Source organism: Nocardia aegles (genome assembly GCF_052545135.1).
Map to the genome: position 1 here is coordinate 1 of NZ_JBQWRI010000012.1, position 25,208 is coordinate 25,208.

The window sequence follows — 25,208 nt, forward strand, 5'->3', positions numbered from 1 at the left end:
ATCATGTCGATCCAGCTGGTCAATCGAGCCAGGGCGGCGGGTGTGGTGTTCACCCCGCGGGACGTGTTCGAACGCAAGACGGTCGCCGGGCTGGCGCAGGTCGCCGCCAGCGACAGCACCGCGGCCACGGCCCGCCCGGCCGAACTGCCCGGCGGCGGCGTGGGTCCGGTGCCGATCACCCCGATCGTCCGGTGGCTGCTGGAGCGGGCGGGGTCGGGGTTCGGCCGCTTCTCGCAGGCGGTGCTGCTGGGACTGCCGACGGGGATCGACCGGCGAAAGCTGGCCGGCACGGTGCAGGCGGTACTCGATCGGCACGACATGCTGCGCGCGCGGCTGCGCCGGGTCGACGACGGGAGTTGGACGTGGGAGGTCCTGCCGCCCGGAGCTATTCGAGCCGACGATGTCATCCATCGGGTGACGATGCCACAGCGGCCGGGAAGTGCCGAGTTCCGTGCGTCGGTGGCGGCGGAACTGAACGCCGCCGCGGACCGGCTGGATCCGGGCGCGGGTGTCGTGCTGCAAATGGTCTGGTTCGACCCGGTCACCGCGACCGAGCCGGGCAGGGCGCTGATGGTCGTACACCATACGGTCGTCGACGGGGTGTCTTGGCGGGTGCTGGTACCGGATCTCGCGATCGCGTGGGCGCGGATCGAGTCCGGCGAGCCACCGGCTCTGGCCCCGGTCGGGACCTCGATGCGCAGGTGGGCGCACGGACTGGCCGAAGCGGCGCGAAGCGCCGAGCGGGGCGCCGAATTCGAGTTCTGGCAAGCGATGTCCGCCGGAGACGATCCGGTGATCGGCAAACGCGCCCTCGACCCCGCGATCGATGTGGCCGCCACCGTACGCACGGTAGAGATCGATGTGCCGCCAGAGGTGACCGAGGCGCTGTTGACCACCGTGCCCGCGGCATTCCACGGCGAAGTGAGCGACGGGCTGCTGGCCGCGCTGGCGGTGGCGGTGACGAAATGGCGGCGCGAGCGCGATACGGTCGCGTCCGGCGCTCTCGCGGACGCGATGGTCGGTCTGGAAGGGCACGGCCGCGAGGAATGCGTGCTCCCCGGCTCGGATCTGGCCCGGACAGTCGGCTGGTTCACCACGAGTTTTCCGATGCGCCTCGACCTGTCCGGCATCGACGTCGACGACGCGGCCGCGGGTGGGCGTGCGCTGGAGTCAGCGGTCAAGTCGGTCAAGGAACAGCTCCGCACGATCCCGGACCACGGGATCGGCTACGGCTTACTGCGCTATCTCAACACCGACACCGGACCGCGGCTCGCGAATCTGCCGACGCCGCAGATCGGGTTCAACTATCTCGGCCGCGTCACCACGAAGGTGCCCGGTGCGACACAGGCGACCGGATGGCTACCGGTGGACGACGCCGGGGATCTGTCGGGTTCGGAATTCACCGGTGTGCTCGACCCCGACATGCCGGTATCGGCGGTGCTCGACATCAATGCCCTCGTTCTGGACGACGGGGACCGGCGGCGGCTGCGGGCGCGGTGGTCGTATCCGGCGGGGGTGCTCACCGCCGACCAGGTACGCGAGGTGGCGGAGTCGTGGCGGCAGGTGCTGACCGCGTTGGCGGCGGCTACCCGCCGTGCCGGGACCGGCGGACGGACGCCGTCGGATCTGGACCTCGTCGAGCTCACGCAGTCCGACGTCGAGCGGCTGGAGAACAGGTATCCGGCGCTGAGCGATGTCTGGCCGTTGACTCCGTTGCAGGAAGGGCTGCTGTTCCATGCGCTCATTTCCGAGGATTCGGTGGACGCCTACGTGGTCCAGCTGGTCCTCGAGTTGCGCGGGCGAGTCGATTCGCAGCGGCTGCGCCGAGCCGGGCAGGCGCTGCTCGACCGGCATGCGAATCTGCGCGCCGCGTTCGTCACCGACGCCGGACCGGTGCAGGTGGTCGACGAGAACGTCGAAGCGCCGTGGACGGAGCTCGACCTGTCCGGGCTCGACGACGGTGCGCGGAGTCGAGAGTGGGAACGACTGCTGGCCGCGGACCGCGCGACCCGGTTCGACCCCGCCCGGGCCCCGCTGCTGCGTTGGATGCTGGTCACCACCGGGCCGGAACGCTTCCGCCTGGTGCTGACCAATCATCATCTGCTGCTGGACGGCTGGTCGACGCCGCTGCTCGTGAAGGAGTTGCTGGTGCTCTACGCCACCGGCGACGACACGATACTGCCCCCGGTGCGACCCTATCGGGACTTCTTGGCGTGGCTGGTGCGCCAGGACTCGGGTGCTTCGCTCGACGCCTGGGCCCGTGCGTTCGAGGGCGCCGACGAGCCCACCCTGATGGTTCCGTCCGACCCCGGCCGTCGATACACCGAATCACGTGACGTTCTCGGTGAACTGACCGAGGAACAGACCGCGGACCTGAAGAACCTGGCGCGGGCCCGCGGAATCACACTCAACACCGTGATCCAGACGGCATGGGCGATCGTATTGGGCACGTTGACATCTCGGACGGACGTCACTTTCGGCGCCACCGTCTCCGGACGGCCCCCGCAACTGGCGGGCGTCGAATCGATGATCGGGTTGTTCGTCAATACGCTGCCGGTGCGGGTCCGTCTCGACCCCACCGAGAACCTGGGGCAGTTGCTCGACCGGATCCAGGCCGGACAGGCCGAGCTGCTCGATCACCACTACGTCGGCTTGACCGACATCGAACGGGTGGCGGGACCGGGGGCGGTGTTCGACACGGTGACGGTGTTCGAGTCCTATCCGGTCGATCGGGGCGGGCTCACCGCGGACACCGACATCGCGGGCCTGCGGCTGGTCGACGTGAGCGGCACCGACGCGGCGCACTACCCGCTGGGCCTGGTCGCCCGGATCGACACGCGACTGCGTCTGGACCTCAAGTACCTGCCGGAGCTGTTCGACCACAACATGATGGAGGCGACCCTGCATCGGGTCCTGTCCGTGCTCGGCACGGTCGCCACCGACCCGGATCGACCGTTGACCCGGCTGAATCTGCTGTCCCCGGCGGAATTCCGCGAACTGACGCCGGTGTCGGGTCCTCCCGGGGTGCCGGCGCGGGTACTGCCGGATCTGCTGGCCGCGGCGGTGGCGAAGGACCCGAGCGCGGTCGCGGCGGTGTGCGGTGATCGCCGGTGGACCTACCGCGAACTGGATGCGGAGTCGAATCGGCTGGCGCGCATGCTGATCGGTCTGGGGGCAGGGCCGGAGACGAGCATCGCGGTGGGGTTGCCGCGGTCGGTCGAGTCGGTGCTGGCGGTCTGGGCCGTGGCGAAGGCGGGGGCGGCGTTCGTGCCGGTGGACCCGAATTATCCGACCGGCCGGATCTCGTACATGCTCACCGATTCGGGCGTGACGGCGGGACTCACGCTGTCGCGGTGGCGGAATCGCTTCCCCGGGTCGCCGCCGTGGCTGGTACTCGACGAGCCTGCGGTCCGAGCACAGGTGGCGGGGTTCCCGGCAGCGCCGGTGCGCGATGCGGAGCGAACGCGACCGGTGCGGGTCGAAAACGCGGCGTACGTGATCTACACCTCCGGGTCGACGGGACAACCGAAAGGCGTGGTGGTGTCGCACCAGGGGTTGGCGAATCTGGTGGACGACCAATGCGCGCGACTCGGCGTCGGGCCTGGCACGCGGGTGCTGCATGCCGCGTCTCCGAGTTTCGATGCGGCGATGCTCGAATACCTCTGGGCGTTCGCGACGGGCGGGCAGCTGGTGATCGCGCCGCAGACCGTCTACGGCGGGGACGAATTGGCGCAGATCCTCACCCGGGAGCGGGTTTCGCATGCGGCGCTGACGCCGACGGCCTTGGCGACGGTCGATCCGGCCGGGCTCGGGGACCTCGGGACCGTCGTGATCGGCGGTGAACCGCCCCCGCCCGAGCTGGTGTCGCGATGGGCGCCGGGGCGGCGACTGTTCAACACCTACGGTCCCGCCGAAGCCACGATCCAGACCGATGCCGGCGACCCGATGGTGGCGGGTGAGGCGGTGACGACCGGCGGCCCGATCCGCGGGGTGCACCAGGTCGTGCTCGACACGTGGCTGCGGCCGGTGCCGGTCGGCGTCGTGGGCGAGTTGTATCTGGCCGGTCCCGGTTTGGCTCGCGGCTATCGCAACCGGATGGGTACGACGGCGTCGCGGTTCGTCGCCGATCCGTTCGCGGGACCGGGGCAGCGCATGTACCGGACCGGGGACCTGGTGCGCTGGGTGCGGTCGCCTGCGGGACATGTGACCCTCGACTACGTGGGCCGGGCGGATCTCCAGGTGAAGATCCATGGTTTCCGCATCGAACTCGGCGAGGTCGAATCGGCGCTGTCGGCGTACGCGGGTGTGGCGCACGCGGTGGCGACCGTGCACCGACGCGCGGCCACCGGTGACCGTTTGATCGGGTACGTGGTGCCCGAGTCCGGGGCCGAACTCGACCCGGCCGCGGTCCTCGAGTCCGCCGCGGAGCGGTTGGCCTCGCACATGGTGCCCGCGAGCGTGATGGTGATCGACGCGCTACCGATGACGGCGAACGGCAAACTCGACCGCACCGCGCTGCCCGAGCCCGACTTCACCCCCCGCGCCGGATCCCGGCCACCGGCCACCGAGGTCGAGAGGACGCTGGCCGGACTGTTCACCGAGGTGCTCGGCCTCGACGAGGTCGGGGCGGACGACTCGTTCTTCGCCATGGGCGGCGACAGCATCATGGCGATTCAGCTGGTCACGAGGGCCAAGGCCGCGCATCTGTCGTTCTCGGCGCGCGAGGTGTTCGAGCACGGAACAGTCGCCGAACTGGCTCGGGTCGCCGTGCGCGACGGCGACGGGGCCACCGCCCTTCCCGCCGAACTGCCCGGCGGCGGCGTGGGACAGATACCGATGACGCCGATCATGTGCTGGATGTTCGAGCGGGGCGGCTTCGACCGCTTCTGCCAGTGGGTGATACTCACGCTGCCGGCCGGAATCGACAGCGCCGGAATCAGCGCCACCGTCCAAGCGGTGCTCGAACGCCACGACATGCTGCGCGCCCGGCTGCGCCCGGACCCCGCGCACGCGTCCGGCTGGACGCTGCACGTACAGCCGACCGCCGCACCCGCCGCCGGGCTGATCCGGCGCGTGCCGGTAACCGTGGCACCGGACAGCAGCGACTTCGCCGCGATCGCCGACGCCGAGGCGAACGCCGCGGCCGAGCGCCTCGATCCGGAGGCGGGTGTCGTGCTGCAGCTGGTTTGGTTCGAGTGGGCGCGCGAGCCGGGACGGCTGCTGATCGTCGCCCATCACCTGACCGTGGACGGCGTCTCCTGGCGCATCCTGGTTCCCGATCTCGCGATAGCGTGGGGGCAGATCAGTGCCGGGCAATCGCCACGGCTCGCGCCTGCCGGTACCTCGATGCGGCGCTGGGCGCATGCCCTCGACGCGGCCGCCGCGCGCCGGGACGAACTCGACCGGTGGCGGTCCACACTCGCCGCTGCCGACCCGCCGATCGGAGCCCGCCCCCTCGACCCGGCCGTCGACCTACAGGCCACCGTCGCGAGCGTCGAAGTGAGGCTACCCACCGCGGTGACTCGCGCCGTACTCACCACCCTGCCGGAGGTGTTCCATGGCAACGTGGACGACGCCCTGATCGCCGGGCTCGCTCTGGCGCTGACCCGATGGCGGCGCGAGCACGGCGACGCCGTATCGGAAACACTGCTCACCCTCGAAAGCCACGGCCGCCACGACGCGGTGCTGCCGCACGCCGACCTCACCCGCACCGTCGGGTGGTTCACCACCACCTATCCGGTGCGTCTCGACCTGTCCGGCATCGACATCGATGACGCGTTCGCCGCCGGAGCCGCCGCCGGGGCGATCGTCAAATCGGTGAAGGAACAACTCCGGCAGGTCCCCGATCACGGGATCGGCTACGGACTGCTGCGATACCTCAACTCCGATACCGCCCCCGTCTTGCGTGCGCTGCCCGACCCTCAGGTGAGCTTCAACTATCTGGGCAGGTTCGACACCGCTCCCGCAGTGTTGCGGGAAGTAGGCTGGATGCCCACCGGCGGCGGCGGAACCCAGAACCCCGACGCGGCCGTAGCGTCCCTGCTGGGAGTCAACGCGGTGATCACCGACACCCCGGACGGACCGGCGCTGACCGCCACTTGGGACTATCCGACCGGCCCGCTCACCGCCGCCGAGGTCACCGACCTCGCGGAACTGTGGCGCGACGCGGTCACCGCGCTGGCCGCCCACGCCTCCCGGCCCGGTGCGGGCGGGCTCACCCCCTCCGACCTCGATCTGCTCGATGTCGGTCAGGACACGATCGACCGGCTCGAGCGCCTGCAACCGGCCCTGGACGACATCTGGCCGCTCACGCCGTTGCAGACCGGGTTGCTGTTCCACGCCCAACTCGCGGCCGGCGCCGTCGACGCCTACATCGTGCAACTGTGTCTGGAACTCGGCGGGCACGTCGACGCCCAGCGGCTGCGCCGTGCCGCGCAGGCGCTCGTCGCACGGTATCCGAATCTGCGGACCGCCTTTCTACGCGACGGCGCGCGGGAAGCGGTCCAAGTGGTGCTCGAGCACGTCGAAGTGCCGTTCACCCGGGTCGACCTGGCCGAGCACAACGGCACCACTCCCGCGCTGGAGCAGTTCATGGACGCCGACCGGCGCGCAGGCTTCGACGTGACCGTGGCGCCGCTGCTGCGCATGACATTGGTACGCACCGCCCCGGAGCGCTATCGGCTGGTGTGGAGCATGCATCACATCCTGATCGACGGTTGGTCGACGCCACTGCTGATCCGGGAACTGCTGACCCTCTACGCCTGCGGCGACGACGCCACGGCGCCCGCTCCGGGCCGTCCCTACCGGGACTACCTGAGGTGGCTGCACGCCCAGGACCGGAACGCGGCGGAAACCGCGTGGGCGCGAGCTCTCGAGGGCGTATCCGAACCGACGCTGCTGACGGTCTCGGACCGGGGCCGCCCACACACCGACGCCGCCGGCGAAGTGCAGGTGCAGCTGAGCGAACACCGCACCTCGGCATTGATCACCGCGGCCCACCAGCAGGAGGTCACCCTCAACACCCTTGTTCAGGCCGCCTGGGGGATCGTGCTCGCCAACGCGACCGGCCGCGAGGACGTGGTGTTCGGCACCACCGTTTCCGGGCGCCCGCCACAGCTCACCGGCGTCGAATCGATGATCGGGTTGTTCATCAACACGGTGCCGGTGCGGGTCCGGCTGGACCACCGCGAAACCCTCGCCGAATTGGTGCGGCGAATCCGGACCGAACAGGCCGCGCTACTCGACCATCACCACCTCGGACTCGCCCAGATCCAGCGCATCGCCGGTCCGGGCGCGATGTTCGACACCGTGACGGCCTTCGAGTCCTACCCGATCGATTGGGCTGGGTTGTCCGAAGACACCGACATCGCGGGAATGCGTGTCCTGGGCGTGCACGGACGCGACGCCGCGCATTATCCGCTCGGCCTGATCGTGCACCACGACACCCGAGTGCATCTGACCTTCAAATACCTGCCCGACCTGCTGACCCGAGACCAGGTCGACGCCCTCGCCGACCGGGTGCTGCGCGTGCTCGAGACCGTCGCGGAACACATCGACCTGCCCCTCCCCCGGCTACCGCTGCTGTCGCAGGCCGAGCAGGCCGCGCTGGTGCCCGTTCACGGGCGGCGCGGTGGGGTGATGTCGGTGTTGCCGCGGGTGCTGACCGCCGCGATGAAGCCGGAGACCGAAGCGGTGGTCTGCGGCGACGCGCGGCTGTCCTACCGCGAACTCGACGAAACCTCGAACCGGTGGGCGCGGGTGTTGATCGATCTCGGGATAGGACCGGAGTCGTTCGTAGCCATAGCTTTACCGCGCTGCATCGACGCCATGATCGCCGTGTGGGCGGTCGCCAAGGCCGGCGGCGCGTTCGTGCAGATCGAACCCAGCCATCCGCGCGAGCGCAGCACGACCATCCTGACGGATTCCGGTGCCACGGTGGGACTTACGCGCGAGTCCTACCGACATCGGTTGCCGGACACCATCAGGTGGCTGACTGTCGACAGCCCTTCGTTCGCCGCGACATCGGCAGCGGCATCCCCCGCGACGATCGGCGATGCCGACCGAACAGCCCCAATACGACCACAGCACCCCGCCTACCTGGTCTACACCTCCGGCTCCACCGGAACTCCCAAGGGAGTTGTGGTCACCCACACCGGGATAGCGAATCTGGCCGCGGACACCCGGGAACGGTTCGGCATCACCCCGGCCTCTCGAATACTGGCTGTCGCCTCGCCGAGCTTCGATGTCTCGATCCTCGAATGGATCAGCGCCGTCTGCGCCGGAGCCACACTGATCCTCGCACCCACACCAGTCGGCGCCGGACTGTCGGAGTTGGTCCGGGCGGAACACGTCACCCATGCCGCTCTCACCCCGACCATGCTCGCCGCGACGAATCCCGACGGAGTCGAAACTCTCGTCCTCGGCGGTGAGCCGTGCCCACCGGACCTGGCGGCGCGATGGACGCCGGGCCGCACGGTACTCATCAGCTACGGGGCCACCGAGACCACAGTCGTCAGCTGCGCGGGCACTCCGCTGTCCGCAGGCGTCGACGGCCCGATCGCCATCGGCGGCCCGATCCGGGGGTTCACCGCCGTCGTACTCGATCGCGATCTCCGACCCGTTCCGTTCGGAGTGGTCGGCGAACTCTATCTGTCCGGACCGGGCCTCGCCCGCGGCTACCACAAGCAACCCGCGACCACCGCGAGCCGATTCGTCCCCGCCCCGTACGGTCCGCCCGGGACACGGATGTATCGCACCGGCGACTTGGTGGCCTGGACCGCCGACCGGAAACTGCACTACAAAGGCCGCAGCGACCGGCAGTTCAAGATCCAGGGCAACCGCGTCGAACCGGGCGAGATCGAATCCGCGCTGGAGAGCTACCCCGACATCTCCTACGCCGCGGCCACCGTGCGCACACGCGCCGACGGCACCGGCCAACTCACCGGCTACGTCGTACCGACACCGCACACCACCCCCGACACCGTCGCCATGACCGCTTACCTCGCAACCCGGCTGCCCACCCACATGATCCCCACCGCCATCGTCGTCCTCGACCGGATCCCGCTGACCAGCACCGGCAAATTCGACTACAACGCCCTGCCCGCACCGGACCGGCCACCGTTCCGGGCACCGTCCACGCCGCTCGAGGCCACCGTCTGCGACGCCTTCGCGCGCACCCTCCATCTCGAACGAGCCGGTTGCGACGACGGCTTCTTCGCCGTCGGCGGCAACTCGCTGGCCGCCACCGAACTGGTGGCGCGGCTGGAGGAGTCGACCGGGATAGCTGTGCCGATCCAGTGGATCTTCAGCGACCCGACGCCGCAGCTGCTGGCCCGCCGCATCGAGGCCCGGCTGCGCGGCCTCGAGGAAAACGGCCCCGACGACGCACTCGCCGTCCTGCTCCCCCTGCGCGCCACCGGCGCGGAGCCGCCGCTGTTCTGCGTCCATCCGGCCATCGGATTGGCTTGGGGCTTCAGCGGACTCGTCCAGTACCTCGGCTCGGAGCGGCCGGTCCATGGTCTGCAATCCCCGGCGCTGACCGACCCCACCGCGCGGTTCGACACGCTCGAGCACCTCGCCGCCCGCTACGTCCAAGAGATCCGAGCCGTTCAGCCGCACGGCCCGTACCACCTGCTCGGCTACTCACTGGGCGGCACCATAGCCCACGCGATCGCCGTGCGACTACGGCGCGAGGGCGAGCCCGTCGCCACCCTCGCCATGATGGACACCCGCGTCGTCGACGCAGGCAGCGCCCACGCTCCCACCCCCACCCTCGTGGACCTGCTCACCGAGTTCGGCGGCGTCGCCGGTTCCCTGATTCCGGCCGACCTCACCATGGCGGCCGCGGCCGACCTGCTGCACCGGCAAGGCGGACTCTTCACCGCCCTCACCCCCGAGCACCTCGAGATCCTGCATCGCGACTACACCCGGCTCATCGACCTCACCCGAGCGCACCGACCGGCGCTCTTCGACGGCGACCTGCTCTACTTCACCGCCGCCACCGGCCACCCGAGCGACGGCCCTTCTCCGTCTCTCGCGTGGAGCGCGTACATCACCGGCAGCATCGTCGAACACCGCGTTCCCACCCGGCACGAAAGGATGACCGACCCCGAGGCCTTCCGCGCCATCGGACCAGCCCTGGACAAGCACTTCCGGAACACCCGAACACCCTCCCCGGAGCCACCCATCTCAGCAAGGACAAGCCGCTCATGAACGCCGACCCCATCGTCGGGACACGCTCCGGCGTACAGCCGGTCAACCTCTTCGCTCCCGCCGCGGAAACCGGGCTCGCCGAGCACCCCCGGTATGCCGAACTACGAAGGTGGACTCGCGATTACCTGTGTCATCCCCACCCGGACCTCGGTCGGCCCGGCCCGGTCTGCCCCTACACCAGCCACGCCATCGCGCACCAATACCTGTGGACGGCGTTCTTCGACGGCCACGACATCGATATCGGGCGCATCACCGCGATCGTCGACGATCTGTACGACCTGTTCCCGGCCCTGCCACCGCAGGAGGCGCCGGAGTCGCTGTTCAAAGCCGTCCTCGCGGTCTTTCCCGACCTCACCGACTACCCCTCCATCGATACGGTTCAACGACAGCGGAAAACCAGGTTCGTCGACAAGGGGCTGATGCTCGGGCAGTTCTATCCGGGTTGTACCTACCCCGGACTGCACAATCCGGCGTTCCCGGCGCTCGACGCACCCCTGCCCATCCTCGCGGTGCGCCACATGGCGCCCACCGACTACCCGTTCCTCGTCGCTCGCCACGAGTGGATCGACACCTACCTCAGACTCTTCGCCCCTGCCATTCCCGGATTCGTCGCCGCGGCGATGTCGGTCAAACTCGAGCAGCCGATCGGTACCTCGACGAATACCCGGTGAATCGGTGCGAAGCAGGCCGATGCGCGGCCCGGTCGAGTGGGCGAGGTCAGTGCGTGCGGACTTTTCGGCGAGCCGGTCTCGTGCGCCGCGCGGTTGCGGACTGTCGCCACGACCGGACAGCGCTCAATCCGCCGACAATTCCACCGGAACCGCGATCACGTCGACCATGGCCCCATTGCGCAACACGGTGACCGGCAGTTGCACGCCGATCGCCTCGGCGAACAACTGCCGCTGAATGCCCTGGGCATCCCGTACTTCCCACCGCGCCACGCTCAGCACCAGATCACCACGCCGCAGCCCGGCCAGCTCGGCGGGGCCACCGCGGACCACCTCGACGATGCGCACTCCGGCGGCCTGCCCGGTGCGCGCGGCGACCGGTTCCGGCAGCGGTGCGGGCACGCCGACCACGCCGAGGTATGCGCGCCGGACGCGCCCCTCGGTGCGCAGCGTGCCGATGATCCGGCGTGTCGTCGCGTTGATCGGGATGGCCAGGCCGAGCCCGATCCCCGCGACGGCGGTGTTGACGCCGACCACCCGGCCGGCCGAATCCGACAGCGCGCCACCGGAATTGCCCGGGTTGAGCGCGGCGTCGGTCTGGATCACGTCCTCGATCACCCGCCCGGCACGGCGGGAGGCCACCGGAACGGCGCGCCCGAGCGCGCTCACCACACCCGCGGTGACCGAACCCGCCAGGCCGAGCGGACTACCGACCGCCACCACCAGCTGGCCGACCACCAACTGGTCGGCATCTCCGAGCGGCACCGCGTCCGGCGCGCCGGCGCGTGCGCGCAGCACCGCCAGATCCGACAGCGGATCCACCCCGACGACGTGGAACCGGGATTCCACCCCGTCCGCGAAAACTACCTCACCGTCGCGGGCCGCGCCGAGGACGTGCGCGTTCGTCAGCAGAAACCCGTCGTCGGTGAAGACCACCGCCGATCCGTGCCCCCGCCCGGTCCGCACACTGGCCACGTGCGGGGTCACCGACGCCGCCACCGCGATCACCGTGCGGGAGTAGGCATCCATAGCGGCGTTGTCCATGCCGACCACCACCCTGTTCGCCGGAATCGCACTACTGTGTCCAGGATGCTCCCGCCGCGCCGGCGACGCATCGTGTTCGCCACAGGCGCAACCGGACTGCGATGCACCGGGCGTGTCGCCGGGCCGGCCTCCAACCTTGCCGTGCCGGCCGCACCGCGTCGAATACGCACGAGGTAATGATCGCCCGACCCGAGCGATCACCGCGCGACCCCGGACTCAGCGCAGCAGGCCCTTTCGCTTCAGGTAGCCCAGCGGAATCAGGGCGGCCACCAGCGTCAGCAGCGAGATGATCAGAAGCCCTGTCTCCCAGGATAATTCGGAGATCAGATCCACACCGTAGCAGGTGGTGATCAGTGCGGGCGGCAAGAAGACCCCGGCGGCGGCGAATACCTTGACGACCTCGTTCTGGTGGACATCCAACCAGGCCAGCGCCGCTTGCTGCTGGTAGCGAGCCTTGTCGTACTCGACGCTCGCGTGCTGCCCCACCCCGTCGATGTCCGCGAGCAGAACGCCGATGGCACCGTCCAGCTCGCCGCGGCCGGACGGGCCGTCGGCCATCAGGTGACGCGCGGCGCGGGCCAGTTGCAGCTGCGTCTGCCGAGTGCGCGCGATGATTCGCTCGGTCGCGTTCATCCGCGACAGCGCGCCGCGTACGTCGGTGACCGCGAGATCGCGCCGGTCGAGGCCGGAGATCACCCGCTCGATCTCGTCGCGCGTCACCTCCAGCGCGTCACCGGCATGGTGGAGCACCCGCTCCGACGCCTCGTTCAGCGCCCACAGCAGCGCGTACATGACGCCGTGCGCGGAACCGGCGAGTTCCGGAGTGCGGCGCATCTTCGCGACCGCCCTGTCGAAGGGGATGAAATGCTCCGACGGCTGCAGCGTCACGAGGAACTCCCCACCGAGGGCGAAGACGATCGTCTCCCATTCGATGGTCTCGCCGCGCTGGTAGTTGGCGACCACCGGGAGATACAGGAAGTTGTCGGTCTCCCAGACCTGGCTGCGGGCAGCGGTGAAGTCGATGCCGAGCCGTTCCCGGAGCACAGCCGCGGTGTCGACGTCGTCGGCGGCGAGCGGAATCCAATGCTGCTGGAGCACTTCGGTGTCGAAGTGATCGGCGGTCACGGCACTGAGAAAGGTCGTCATCGATTACCGCTGCCCGGAGAAGAATCGCGCGGGCGAGGTCGAGGTGGAGCCGGTCGGCGGGCGTCCCGGATCCGGGGGGCGCGGCGACGTTTCGGCTTTCTCGGGCAATGTGGCCATAGCGGGGAACTCCAATACTTACGGTCGTGCGGGGCTGGCGCACTCCTCCTGGACAGAGGACGCGCGCCGGGCGGGCAGCGTAGAACTGCGACGAGACAGCGTCGCGGGTGACAAAGGACCACGCGCCGGCCGAACCCGCACGCGCCGCCCTTACGCGTCGTAGTAATCAAAGGGTGGAAAGTTCGTGCCGAATCGGCCGACCCGGGCGCCGTTGCCCGTTCGCCGATCACGCACGAGGATCAACGACGCGTCGTCGAAACGCGTTTCTCGAGGGCGGCCCGGCTGTAGACGTCGATACTGTCATCCGGCATCTGCCGCTCACCTCGCTTCGTCGGTCGACCGGCGCACGAATTGCGCCATCCATCATTAGAAACCCGCCGATCGCGGTACGTCAATCAGTTGCGCAAGTGTTCGACGGCACGCCACCCGGTGGAAATCTTGCCGCCCCGCTCGGGCCGGATGACCGCGCAGCACATCGGTTTTCGTGCCGACGGCCACACGGTTGCACAGCATGACACGGTCGTGTCACCCTACCGACAGCTATGGAGGCGGACGTGACCGAGCACAGCGAAGCACCGGAGCCCATCCCGGCGGACCGATTACAGGACGCCGCGGCCGTTTTCGGCCTGCTCGCGGCCACCGCGCGCCTGCAGATTCTCTGGCTGCTGGCGCAGGGCGAACGCGACGTCGGCTCGCTCGCCGCCGTCGTCGGCCAGTCCGTGCCCGCCGTGAGCCAGCACCTGGCCAAACTGAAACTCGCCGGACTGGTCCACGCCCACAAAGACGGCAGGCGCCACGTCTACGCGATCGCCGACCCGGACATCGCCGATCTCGTCCGCCTCGCCTTCCGTCACCACCGTGGCCACCACGACTGACTCGGACGTCACGCCACCACGTGACGCACCTCGCTCGCCCTCGATGACTTCGGTAGCAGTCGGCGAGCTGTTGCCGCTCTTGGTTCGGGTGTCCGCCCGGCCGTGTGAACGGCCGAGCCCGCTCGATGATCGCCACCCTGGCCGGAGGCACCGTGCCGCCCCCTCCGGGGGAGTTGATGTTCACGACGGTGCTCGCACCGTGATCGGCCACCGGCTCCGCACGCCGGGCCGGATAGTTTTCGTCGCCGGCGATCGAACGGCTCGTCCCGGCCCATCGCCGGACTCGGCAAAAGGACCTCGCCGTCGCCCGTCCAGCTCGGGCGTTCGAATCCGGGCCGGTTCGTCCCACCGCCCGCGTTGTCGCTGCTCCCGCACCGATGGTGGACGAATTGTCGTTCCCACAGGACAACGAACCGATCGGTACAATTCGCGGCGTACTGCCGCACCGCGAGGAACCGAATCCGCCAGTAGAGTGGACCACGGCGTTGCCAGGCCGGATGCTCGTGGTTGGCCGAACAGCTCGAAACCGGACATTGGAACGATCGTCATCGTCGCAGCGCCGAGTTGTGGCGGCGATGACGCCGACGCGGACCCGCGCCGGTGTCCGGTACTCGACGGGAGATTTGCGTGACCCACCGCCTGACCGATATCGACTGCGTGAGTGCGCGGGGGCACTCTGCGCTAGGGGGAACTCTGGCGGTACACGCGGTCTGGCGTTACGACCGTCCGGTGGACCGCACGGCGCTGGAGCATTTCCACGAGGCATTGCGGCACGGCACGCTGGGCCGAGCGGTCGCGCGGTCGATGATCCCCGCGGCCGGGGACCGGTGGACCACCCGAGTCGACTTCAGCCCGCTCGAGATCGCGGACGAGCCTATTCCCCGGGGCGAGCTGGAGTCCTGGATCGCCGACCGGGAGCACGCCGAGTTGCGCACGTTCGGCGGGCCCGCGTGGCGGTTGGCGGCGACCCACCTCGACAACGGGGAAAGCGCAGTGTCGCTGCTGGTCTCCCACACGCTCGTGGACGGTCAAGCATTCTGCGCGGCGATCACGGACGCCGTCGCGGACAAACGGCTCGACTTGGCGTACCGCACCGACGAATTCGGCCGGACGCGCTTGCTGGCCGCCGACCTCCGCGATGCCGCGCGGCGAGCCCGGTCGTTTCCCGCGGCTGCCGGTTTGGCGCTGCGGTTGGCCGTCACCGGTCGCGGCGGCGGTACCCGCCCCGCCGACGATCCGGACTTCCGGCTTCCGACCGTCACCGCGACGGTCCCCGCTCAACTCTGGCATGCGGCGGCACAGGCCAGAGGCGGAACGGGCACCACCCTGGCGGTAGCGATGATGACCGCCATCGCCAAGGAGATCGGCCGCACCGACGAAGCGGGCCGGGTTCGGATGATGATGCCGGTCAGCACCCGCACCGCCGATGATCCTCGGGCGAACGCCCTGACCTCCATCGCCTTCGACGTGGACGTGCGCGACGGCGAGCCGGCCGACCTCGCCCCGCTGCGCGCGGTGATGAAGGAAAAGCTCACCGCGGCCGCTGCCAGCGGACAGGACGTCCCACCGCTGGTCCCGGTCGCGGTGGCGCTGCCGCGCGGGTCCTATGCCCGCCTGGCGCGGCAGGCCGCCACCGACCCCATCTCCACGGTGTGCTCCAGCCTCGGCAAGCTCGACCCCGAGATGCTCCGCATCGACGGCCGCCCGGCCTCGGCGATAGTGCTCGGTTTGGTCAATCAGAGCCTGAACTCGCGCAGCGTCGTGACCGAGCGCGGCGGCAACCTGTACGTCGCGGTGTTCGAGGCCTTGGAGCGAATCACCCTACGCATCACGGGTTTCCACCCACCGGCCCTGCTCGACACCGAGCAGCTGACCGAACTGGTGCGAGCCGCGCTCGCCGAGTACGAGCTCTCGGCGACCTTCTGGTAGCACCCTGATGCCGGTCGGGCTCGATGTGTGCCGCGAGCCCGGCTTCCAGCGGCACCCGCGGACGCGGCGGCTGCTCGCTTCCGACCGGTGCGGTACGGCCCCCGGCGCGGCACCGCGGACGTGCGGACGGGCGCCGGTACCCGTCCGCTTGTCACCGCGATATGGCACGATCGCGTAGATGACCAGCAGACCCGCCGCCACGCAGCACCTGCACGACCTCGCGCGGCTGCGCCGCGTTCGCGACCGCATCGACCGCGAATACGCGCAGCCGCTGGACGTGGAGGCGCTCGCGCGTGACGCGCACATGTCTGCCGGGCACCTCAGCCGCCAGTTCCGGCTCGCCTACGGCGAGTCGCCCTACTCCTATCTGATGACCCGGCGCATCGAACGCGCGATGTCGCTGCTGCGCCGTGGCGACCTCAGCGTCACCGAGATCTGCTTCGCGGTCGGCTGCTCGTCGCTGGGCACCTTCAGCACCCGCTTCACCGAGTTGGTCGGTGTGCCGCCGAGCGTCTACCGGCGCGAGGCGGCCCGCGCCACGGCGGGAATGCCGTCGTGCGTGGCGAAACAGGTGACCAGACCGATCAGGAATCGAGAAGCGCCGGTTACCGAGCCGCAATTAGCCTGACTGCCATGGATATCACCATTCACGCGAGTTTCCTGCCACACGACGACCCGGACGCGGCCCTCGGCTTCTACCGCGACATTCTGGGCTTCGAGGTCCGCAACGACGTCGGGTACGAAGGGATGCGCTGGCTCACGGTCGGCCCCGTCGGCCAGCCCGAGACGTCCATCGTCCTGCATCCGGCGGGTGCCGATCCCGGCATCACCGACGACGAGCGGCGCACCATCGCCGAGATGATGGCGAAGGGCACCTACGCCGGCATCCTCCTGGCAACCAAGGATCTGGACGGCGCCTTCGAACGACTGTCGGCCGGCGACGCGGAGATCGTCCAAGAGCCGACCGAGCAGCCGTACGGGGTACGCGACTGCGCCGTCCGCGATCCCGCGGGCAACCTGATCCGCATCCAGCAGCTGCGCTGACCCGCCCAGCGCGAATTGGTTGAATCGAGCCCGGCGACGCCGAGACCGCGCCGGGCCCCGCCCGACAGAGGGAGACACGATGAGCACGGCCACGACGACGGACACCCGGTCGCCCGCGCCGCACGCCGCGGACAGTCACGACCTGATCCGCGTGCACGGCGCGCGTGAGAACAACCTCCAGGATGTCAGCATCGAGATCCCGAAGCGACGGCTGACGGTGTTCACCGGCGTCTCCGGCTCGGGCAAGAGCTCACTGGTGTTCAACACGATCGCCGCGGAATCGCAGCGGCTGATCAACGAAACCTACAGCGCGTTCGTCCAAGGCTTCATGCCGACGCAGGCACGGCCCGAGGTCGACGTGCTCGAGGGGCTGACCACCGCGATCATCGTCGACCAGCAACGCATGGGTTCCGACCCGCGCTCCACCGTCGGCACCGCCACCGACGCCAACGCCATGCTGCGCATTCTCTTCAGCAGGCTCGGTAAGCCGCACATCGGCTCGCCCCAGGCTTTCTCCTTCAACGTCGCCTCGATCAGCGGGGCGGGCGCGGTCACGACCGAGCGCGCCGGAAGAACGGTGAAGGAGCGCCGCAGCTTCAGCATCACCGGCGGGATGTGCCCGCGCTGCGAGGGCCGGGGCTCGGTGTCCGACATCGACCTCACCCAGCTCTACGACGAGTCCAAGTCGCTCGCCGAGGGCGCGTTCACCATTCCCGGCTGGAAGTCGGACAGCTTCTGGACGGTGCGGGTCTACGCGGAGTCGGGTTTCGTCGATCCGAACAAGCCGATCCGCAAGTACACCAAGAAGGAGATGCAGGACTTCCTCTACAAAGAGCCCACCAAGGTGAAGATCGAGGGGGTCAACCTCACCTACGAAGGGCTGATTCCCAAGATCCAGAAGACGTTCCTGTCCAAGGACCGCGAGGCGATGCAGCCGCACATCCGAGCCTTCGTCGACCGTGCGGTCACCTTCACCACCTGTCCCGAGTGCGACGGCACCCGGCTCACCGAAGCGGCTCGCTCCGCGAAGATCGCCGGCATCAGCATCGCCGACGCCTGCGCGATGCAGATCAGCGACCTCGCCGACTGGGTCGGCGGCCTGGACGAGCCGTCGGTGGCGCCGCTGCTGGCCGCACTGCGGCACACCCTCGACTCGTTCGTGGAGATCGGGCTGGGCTACCTCTCGCTGGACCGGCCCTCCGGCACCCTGTCGGGCGGTGAGGCCCAGCGCACCAAGATGATCCGGCACCTCGGCTCCTCGCTCACCGACGTCACCTACGTCTTCGACGAGCCGACCATCGGCCTGCACCCGCATGACATCCAGCGGATGAACAACCTGCTGCTGCGGCTGCGGGACAAGGGCAACACGGTGCTCGTCGTGGAGCACAAGCCGGAGACGATCGTGATCGCCGACCATGTCGTCGACCTCGGTCCGGGGGCGGGAACGGCGGGCGGCACCGTCTGCTTCGAGGGAAGCGTCGAGGGGCTGCGGGCCGCCGGTACCGTCACCGGCCGGCATTTCGACGACCGGGCCGCGCTCAAGGCCGCGGTCCGCCGGCCCACGGGCAAGCTGGAGATCCGCGGCGCGAAAGCGAACAACCTGCGTGACGTCGATGTCGACATTCCGCTGGGCGTGCTCGTCGCCATCACCGGTGTGGCGGGCTCGGGCAAGAGCTCGCTCGTGCACGGGTCGATTCCTGCGAGCGACGGCGTGGTGGCGGTGGATCAGGCGCCCATCCGCGGCTCGCGACGCAGCAATCCGGCGACCTACACCGGACTGCTCGAGCCGATCCGCAAGGCCTTCGCGAAAGCGAACGGCGTGAAGCCGGCACTGTTCAGCGCCAATTCCGAGGGAGCGTGCCCCACCTGCAACGGCGCGGGGGTCGTCTATACCGACCTGGGCATGATGGCGGGCGTCGCGACCACCTGCGAGGAATGCGAGGGCAAGCGGTACCAGGCGTCGGTGCTGGAGTACCACCTCGGCGGCCGTGACATCAGCGAAGTGCTCGCGATGTCGGTCCTCGAAGCCGAGGAGTTCTTCGACACCGAGGCGGCGCGCACTCCGGCCGCGCACGCCATCCTGAACCGGCTCGCCGACGTCGGGCTGGGCTACCTCAGCCTGGGTCAGCCGCTGACCACGCTGTCCGGTGGCGAGCGGCAGCGGCTGAAGCTGGCCACGCACATGGCCGACAAGGGCGGCGTCTACGTCCTCGACGAGCCCACCACCGGCCTGCATCTCGCCGATGTCGAACAGTTGCTCGGCCTGCTGGACCGCCTCGTCGACGCGGGCAAGTCGGTCATCGTCATCGAGCACCATCAGGCGGTCATGGCCCATGCGGACTGGATCATCGACCTCGGTCCGGGAGCGGGACACGACGGCGGCCGGATCGTCTTCGAGGGCACTCCCGCCGACCTCGTCGCCGCCCGCTCCACCCTCACCGGCGAACATCTCGCGGCCTACGTCGGCGCCTGACCGGGTACTCGTGCCCGGGGTGGCGGAAGGCGAGGCCGGCGGCTCCACGAGAACGCTGTTGCGACCCTGGTTTTCGGGGCAGGTCTCCACCGTGTGACCGTCCTGTCCCACCACAGCCTTGCCGACGCCGCCGCAACACGGTGCACCTCCGATTTTCGAGACGGTCGCGCCGTGATCGGTAATGTCGGCCGGGTGAGTAGCTGGGTGCGCCGGAAGTTCCACGGCATCGGACGAATTGACAGAGCGATCGGCGCGACGGTCGCCGAACTGCCTGCCTCGGTGGTCGACCACGGTTTGCTGCGGCTTACCAGCAGCGCCGATTTCAGCGGGCTGTGGCTGGTTCTCGCGACACTGCTGGCCACCCGTCACGGCGCGCCGCGGCGGGCCGCGCTGCGCGGCGTCGTCTCCGTCGCCGGAGCCAGTGTCGTCGTCAACGTCGGTCTCAAGTCACTGATCGCACGGCGCAGGCCGGCCGCCGAACTGCTGCCGGTGCACCGGCGACTCGTTCCGGCCCCGAGATCCTCCTCGTTCCCGTCTGGACACAGCGCCTGCGCCGCGGCGTTCGCCACCGCTGTCGCGCTCGAAAGTCCGCGTACCGCACTGGTTGTCGCGCCGCTGGCCGCCACCGTCGCCTACTCGCGGGTGCACACCGGTGTGCACTGGAGCTCCGATGTGCTCGTCGGGGCGGCCGTCGGTTCCGGTGTCGCCCTGGCCACGCGGCGCTGGTGGCCGGTGCGCGAATCCGACGAGGCGCAGGCGCGCCCGGTCCGCGAAGTGCCCGCGCTGGTGGAGGGCAAAGGCCTGGTGGTCATGGTGAATCCGGTCTCCGGCGACCCGAATTACGATCCCACCGACGATGTCGCCGCCGCCCTGCCCGCCGCCACCGTCCTGCGCACGCGGCCCGATCTGGACTGTGCCGACCAACTCGAGCAGGCCATCGCCGAGCACGGTGAACCGGTGCTGGCGGTCGGCGTCGCCGGTGGCGACGGCACGGTGGCCGCGGTGGCCGCGGTCGCGTTGCGCTACGAGCTGCCGCTGGTCGTCATCCCCACCGGCACGCTCAATCACTTCGCCCGTGATCTCGGCGTCTACGATCTGCGCGAGGTGATCGATGCCACCGGCGCCGGTGAGGCGGTGGCGGTGGACATCGCCGGCGTCGAATGCGAGGACGGTACCGGTTCACGCACCCGGCATCTGATCAACACCGCCAGCCTCGGCGCCTATCCGGATCTGGTGCAGCTGCGCGAGAAGTGGCGGTCGCGCTGGGGCAAATGGCCCGCGTTCGCCGCCGCGCTCGTGGTGACCCTGCGCCGGGCCGAGCCGCTCGAGATCTGCCTGGACGGATGCTGGCAGCGGGTGTGGTTCCTGTTCGTCGGCAACGGTCCCTACCACCCGCACGGCGCGGTGCCCGCGTTCCGCGACCGGCTCGACGCCGGACTGCTCGACATCCGCTGGCTGCGTGCCGATCTGCGTTTCTCGCGCACCCGCGCCGTGCTGGCGCTGCTGCTGGCGGCGATCGGCCACAGCAAGGTGTACGGCGAACGCCAGTTGCCCGAACTCGTCGTGCAGCTACCCGCGCCGGAGGCGCTGGCGACCGATGGCGAGGTGGTCGGCAAAGCCACCCGACTGCACTTCACCATCGCCGGACAACTGCCGGTCTACCGCCGCGACGAAGCCAATCCGCTCTGGGCCGACCGCAGCCGCCCGCATCACCGCCGAGCTCCTTGGCTGCGGGACGTCTTCCGGGCCGGGCGCCCGTTTCAGCGGCGAGCGGGCGAAGAGTGAGCGAACGCTACTTCATGAAATGCAGCAACCCGAGGTTCGGCTCGAGCGCGCCGTCCTGGCCCAGCGCCAGGAAGTCCGCCTCGACCGCCTCGCGCTCGAGCACCCCGGCCCGCACCGCGCGGTACCGCACCACCGACCAGAGGAAGACATCGAGGTCGTCGAAGCGGGTGCCTGCCTCGACCACTTCTTCCTCGTGGAACCAGATGGCGATCTGTCCGTTGGTGAGCGCCATGTACAGGTTGCCACCGCCGTCCGCGCCGATCGAGTACACGTCGTCGTCGGTGAGCTCGGTCTCGTAGTCGGAATCCCATATGCCGCAGTCATTTCCGGCGAAGTCGAAACCGTAGGACCAGTCGTGGACGTCCAGGAACTGCGGCATCCGCCCGGACCGCACCCGGCGATCGAAAGCCGCCAGCGCCGCCGCGGACGCGGGTGCCAGCCGTTCGAGAAAGGGCGCCACCGGCCGGGTCTCCGCCGGAAGGATGACCGGCGGGCGACCGGCGAACCATCTCGCCAGGTCGGCGTCGAGGTCACGCTCGACGTATCCCGCCAAGTCGTCACGAGTAAGTGTCACCGTCGAATCCTAAAGGCTGGCAAGGGCTCACCGACGCGCTCGCCCGCCATACCTACGGCGAACTCGGCCACGCCCGCATCGGCGTGGCCCACCCGCGCGAGCGGGAGCTCTTCGCCGAAGTGGTGTCCGGGCTCGGCGTGACCGGCACCGCTGCCGCGCTCCGTCTCGAGGGCTGATCACCGGCCGGCGTTAGGCTCCTGCAACTATGGCACTCAGCGCGACACTGCACACCTTCGCCGTCCAGTTGGCCGACGTCGATCGGGGCGTCTATCAGGAGCTGGAGGTGCGGGTGGCGCGGCACCCGTCCGAATCCGCGGAGTTCATGCTGACCCGAGTGCTCGCCTACTGCCTCGAATACGAGGAGGGTATCGCCTTCAGCGGCGGTGGGGTCTCCGCCACCGACGAACCCGCCGTGCTGGTGCGCGACCACACCGGACGCCGCACCGCCTGGATCGAAGTCGGCGCACCCGACGCGGAGCGGGTGCACCGAGGCAGCAAATCGGCCGACCGCGTCGCCATCTACACTCACCGCGACCCGGCCAAGGTGCTGGCGCGACTCACCGGCAAGCGCGTGCATCGCGCCGAAGCGATACCGCTCTACAGTTTCGATCGCGACTTCATCGATTCCGCCGTCACCGCGACCGAACGCCGCAACACGGTCACCCTTTCCGTCACCGAGCGCCTGCTGTACATGGACCTCAACGGCACGGGGTTGACCACACCTGTGCAGGAACATCGGCTGGGCTGATCGCTTCCGGCCGGCGCATCGGGCCCCGATCGAGCAACCACGGCTATCGGCGACCGCGGGCGCGGCGGCGGCGGACACTCGATTCGTCACAGAGATCCACGTAACGACCCGGATGGGTCACCTTCGCCGCTCGCCAGGACGCCACCGCGCAGGTGCACCGGCACCAACTCCCACCGATCTGCCGCGGCGATGTCGGTACGATCCGGTGCATGTCAGTGCGGTAACGGCAAGTAGCACAGGGGGATTCTGTCGTCGACACGCCGACGCGACACCCGATGCGTAGCACGAATCATCGGAGTCGGCGTTCGCACTCTTCGAATGCCGCTCCCGCCTTGACACAGTCGTAGCGGCCGCTCTGAATGTCACCACTGGTGGGAGGTTCACCGCAGAGCATCCCACATCGCTGGTAGGTCGGGACGGCGGCGCCGTCGGGGCGGTGGCAGGCATCGCTGTCGCAGGTGTAGTCGCGTGTGTTGGGATCGCGAGGGATCGGGTGGCGGCTGTAGGACCACACGAACGCGTCGGTGTCCTGTACCCGCGTGCAGTAGACGGTCCGGCCGTCGGCGAGGCGGCCCACCGCACCGTGCTCCTGGCAGTAGTCGTTCAAACTCACCACGGATTCCGCCGACCCGCTGCCGGAGGGCACCGGCGCGGCCGCGGAGGTCGCGAACATCGCAGCCAGGAACGTCCCCGCGCCGACCCCACCCATCAGCACCCGGTGCACCACCCTACGCTCGCCCGATCCACGCATCTTCCCCCCTCACTCCAGGTCCAGCGGACTATACGCCCCCGCCGCCTTCCCCACGAGTGGCACACCACCGAGACCTCTTCGCGGGCATTTCGCCGCAGCCAGGTGCCACTCGCGGGTCGGTCAGAAGAGGAAGTAGCGCTGGGCCATGGGTAGTTCGGTGGCGGGTTGCGCGCGCCAGACTTCGCCGTCGATGCGGACGGTGAAGGTGTCCGGCTCGACCTCGATGCGCGGCATGGCGTCGTTGTGCGGCAGGTCCGTCTTCCGCACGCCACGGACATCGCGGACCGGAACAAGATTGCGCTGAACCCGCAGCCGGTCGGCGAGGCCGTCCTCGATCGCCTGCTCGGAGACGAAATGCAGGGACGTCGCGGCGGCGGTCGCCGGGGCGGCGCCGAACATGGGGCGCGGCAGCACGGGCTGCGGCGTGGGAATGGAGGCGTTGGCGTCGCCCATCGCGGCCCAGGCGATCGCGCCGCCCTTGAGTACCGCATGCGGGCGGACGCCGAAGAACGCGGGCTCCCACAACACCAGATCGGCGAGCTTGCCCACCTCGACCGACCCGATCTCATGGTCGAGTCCGTGCGCCACGGCCGGGCAGATGGTGTACTTCGCGATGTAGCGCTGGACACGGGCGTTGTCGGCGGCGCCGTCACCGGGCAGCGCGCCGCGGCGGCGTTTCATCACGTGCGCGGTCTGCCAGGTGCGCAGCACGACCTCACCGATGCGGCCCATGGCCTGCGAGTCGCTGCCGATCATCGAGATGGCGCCCAGATCGTGCAGTACGTCCTCGGCCGCGATGGTGGAGGGGCGGATGCGGCTCTCGGCGAAGGCCAGATCCTCCGGGATCGAGGCGCTCAGGTGGTGGCACACCATGAGCATGTCCAGATGCTCGTCGAGCGTGTTGATCGTGTGCGGACGAGTCGGATTGGTGGAACTGGGCAGCACGTTGGGATGGGCGGCGACGGTGATGATGTCGGGCGCGTGCCCGCCGCCCGCGCCCTCGGTGTGGTAGGCGTGGATGCCCCGGCCCGCGATCGCCGCGAGGGTGTCCTGAACGAAACCCGCCTCGTTCAACGTGTCGGAGTGCAGCGCTACCTGCACCCCCGCCGCCTCGGCCACGGAGAGGCAGGCATCGATCGCTGCGGGCGTGGAGCCCCAGTCTTCGTGCAGCTTGAAACCCGATGCGCCGGCGCGCAATTGTTCCCACATGGCCTCGGCGCTGACGGTGTTGCCCTTGCCGAGCAGCACGATATTCACCGGCCAGCTGTCGGTGGCCTCCAGCATGCGGGCCAGATGCCACGCGCCGGGTGTCACGGTGGTCGCCTTGCTGCCCTCGGCCGGACCGGTGCCGCCGCCGATGAGGGTGGTGATACCGCCGCCGAGCGCCTCCGCCATCAGCTGCGGGCAGATGAAATGCACGTGACAGTCGATCGCGCCCGCGGTGAGGATGCGGCCGTTGCCGGAGATGACCTCGGTGGACGGCCCGACGACCAGATGCGGGTGCACCCCGGTCATGGTGTCGGGATTGCCCGCCTTGCCGATCGCGCAAATGCGTCCGTCGCGAATGCCGACGTCCGCCTTGACGATTCCCCAATGATCGATGATCACCACGCCCGTGATCACGGTGTCGGGCGCGCCGTCGGCGCGTGTCGCGCGGGACTGCCCCATGGATTCGCGCAGGACCTTGCCGCCGCCGAACACGGCTTCGTCACCCGCGAGACCCGGTCCCCCGCTGCGGTCCTCGGTGATCTCGATCAGCAGATCGGTGTCCGCCAATCGGATCCGGTCGCCTGTCGTCGGACCGAACAGTTCGGCGTACCGCGCCCGGCTCAGCTCACTCAT

The 25,208-nt window shown here is 69.4% G+C and carries 15 protein-coding genes; 10 read left to right on the forward strand and 5 right to left on the reverse strand.

Annotated features, from left to right (window positions below; all coding sequences use genetic code 11):
* Positions 1 to 42: 42 nt before the first annotated feature.
* Together ACT89H_RS25600 and ACT89H_RS25605 are read left to right on the forward strand one after the other, a co-directional pair.
* Positions 43 to 10,212, forward strand: coding sequence for a non-ribosomal peptide synthetase (locus ACT89H_RS25600; RefSeq protein WP_445111216.1), 10,170 nt, complete (start codon positions 43 to 45; stop codon positions 10,210 to 10,212).
* Positions 10,209 to 10,883: a DUF6875 domain-containing protein gene (locus ACT89H_RS25605; RefSeq protein ID WP_445111217.1), complete on the forward strand. Its 675-nt coding sequence runs from the start codon at positions 10,209 to 10,211 to the stop codon at positions 10,881 to 10,883. Before ACT89H_RS25600 ends, ACT89H_RS25605 begins: the two co-directional genes overlap by 4 nt.
* Positions 10,884 to 11,006: 123 nt before the next feature.
* Here ACT89H_RS25605 and ACT89H_RS25610 read toward each other — a convergent pair whose 3' ends face one another.
* Complete coding sequence (locus ACT89H_RS25610) at positions 11,007 to 11,924, reverse strand: S1C family serine protease (RefSeq protein WP_445111218.1); 918 nt, start codon at positions 11,922 to 11,924, stop codon at positions 11,007 to 11,009.
* A gap of 216 nt (positions 11,925 to 12,140) precedes the next feature.
* Positions 12,141 to 13,070 (reverse strand): CorA family divalent cation transporter, encoded by a 930-nt coding sequence (locus tag ACT89H_RS25615; RefSeq protein WP_445111219.1) that lies wholly within the window; start codon positions 13,068 to 13,070, stop codon positions 12,141 to 12,143.
* Between the two features lie 671 nt (positions 13,071 to 13,741).
* Between ACT89H_RS25615 and ACT89H_RS25620 the strand changes: the two genes are divergently transcribed.
* The 6 genes from ACT89H_RS25620 to ACT89H_RS25645 all read left to right on the forward strand — a co-directional run bounded on the left by ACT89H_RS25620 (position 13,742) and on the right by ACT89H_RS25645 (position 21,293).
* Complete coding sequence (locus ACT89H_RS25620; protein WP_445111220.1) at positions 13,742 to 14,062, forward strand: ArsR/SmtB family transcription factor; 321 nt, start codon at positions 13,742 to 13,744, stop codon at positions 14,060 to 14,062.
* Positions 14,063 to 14,689: 627 nt separating this feature from the next.
* On the forward strand, positions 14,690 to 15,991 hold the full coding sequence (locus ACT89H_RS25625; RefSeq protein WP_445111221.1) for a condensation domain-containing protein: 1,302 nt from the start codon (positions 14,690 to 14,692) through the stop codon (positions 15,989 to 15,991).
* Positions 15,992 to 16,169: 178 nt separating this feature from the next.
* Positions 16,170 to 16,619 (forward strand): helix-turn-helix transcriptional regulator, encoded by a 450-nt coding sequence (locus tag ACT89H_RS25630; RefSeq protein WP_445111222.1) that lies wholly within the window; start codon positions 16,170 to 16,172, stop codon positions 16,617 to 16,619.
* A 5-nt stretch (positions 16,620 to 16,624) separates the two neighbouring features.
* Positions 16,625 to 17,035, forward strand: a complete 411-nt coding sequence (locus ACT89H_RS25635) for a VOC family protein (RefSeq protein ID WP_445111223.1) — start codon at positions 16,625 to 16,627, stop codon at positions 17,033 to 17,035.
* A 79-nt stretch (positions 17,036 to 17,114) separates the two neighbouring features.
* A complete protein-coding gene (locus ACT89H_RS25640; protein ID WP_445111224.1) occupies positions 17,115 to 19,508 on the forward strand; it encodes an ATP-binding cassette domain-containing protein in 2,394 nt (797 codons plus the stop codon).
* 192 nt (positions 19,509 to 19,700) lie between these two features.
* Entirely contained in the window at positions 19,701 to 21,293 is a 1,593-nt protein-coding gene (locus ACT89H_RS25645; protein WP_445111225.1) for a bifunctional phosphatase PAP2/diacylglycerol kinase family protein, read from the forward strand.
* A gap of 7 nt (positions 21,294 to 21,300) precedes the next feature.
* Here ACT89H_RS25645 and ACT89H_RS25650 read toward each other — a convergent pair whose 3' ends face one another.
* Positions 21,301 to 21,867, reverse strand: a complete 567-nt coding sequence (locus ACT89H_RS25650) for a hypothetical protein (protein WP_445111226.1) — start codon at positions 21,865 to 21,867, stop codon at positions 21,301 to 21,303.
* Between ACT89H_RS25650 and ACT89H_RS25655 the strand changes: the two genes are divergently transcribed.
* Both ACT89H_RS25655 and ACT89H_RS25660 read left to right on the forward strand, forming a co-directional pair.
* A complete protein-coding gene (locus tag ACT89H_RS25655) occupies positions 21,861 to 22,043 on the forward strand; it encodes a hypothetical protein (RefSeq protein WP_445111227.1) in 183 nt (60 codons plus the stop codon). The two genes, ACT89H_RS25650 and ACT89H_RS25655, sit on opposite strands and share 7 nt — an antisense overlap.
* 29 nt (positions 22,044 to 22,072) lie before the next feature.
* Positions 22,073 to 22,615, forward strand: a complete 543-nt coding sequence (locus ACT89H_RS25660; RefSeq protein WP_445111228.1) for a YaeQ family protein — start codon at positions 22,073 to 22,075, stop codon at positions 22,613 to 22,615.
* A 289-nt stretch (positions 22,616 to 22,904) separates the two neighbouring features.
* Here ACT89H_RS25660 and ACT89H_RS25665 read toward each other — a convergent pair whose 3' ends face one another.
* Together ACT89H_RS25665 and ACT89H_RS25670 are read right to left on the reverse strand one after the other, a co-directional pair.
* The gene (locus tag ACT89H_RS25665; protein WP_445111229.1) at positions 22,905 to 23,366 is read right to left on the reverse strand and encodes a hypothetical protein; all 462 of its coding nucleotides are present in this window, start codon (positions 23,364 to 23,366) and stop codon (positions 22,905 to 22,907) included.
* A 120-nt stretch (positions 23,367 to 23,486) separates the two neighbouring features.
* Positions 23,487 to 25,208: an urease subunit alpha gene (locus ACT89H_RS25670; RefSeq protein ID WP_445111230.1), complete on the reverse strand. Its 1,722-nt coding sequence runs from the start codon at positions 25,206 to 25,208 to the stop codon at positions 23,487 to 23,489.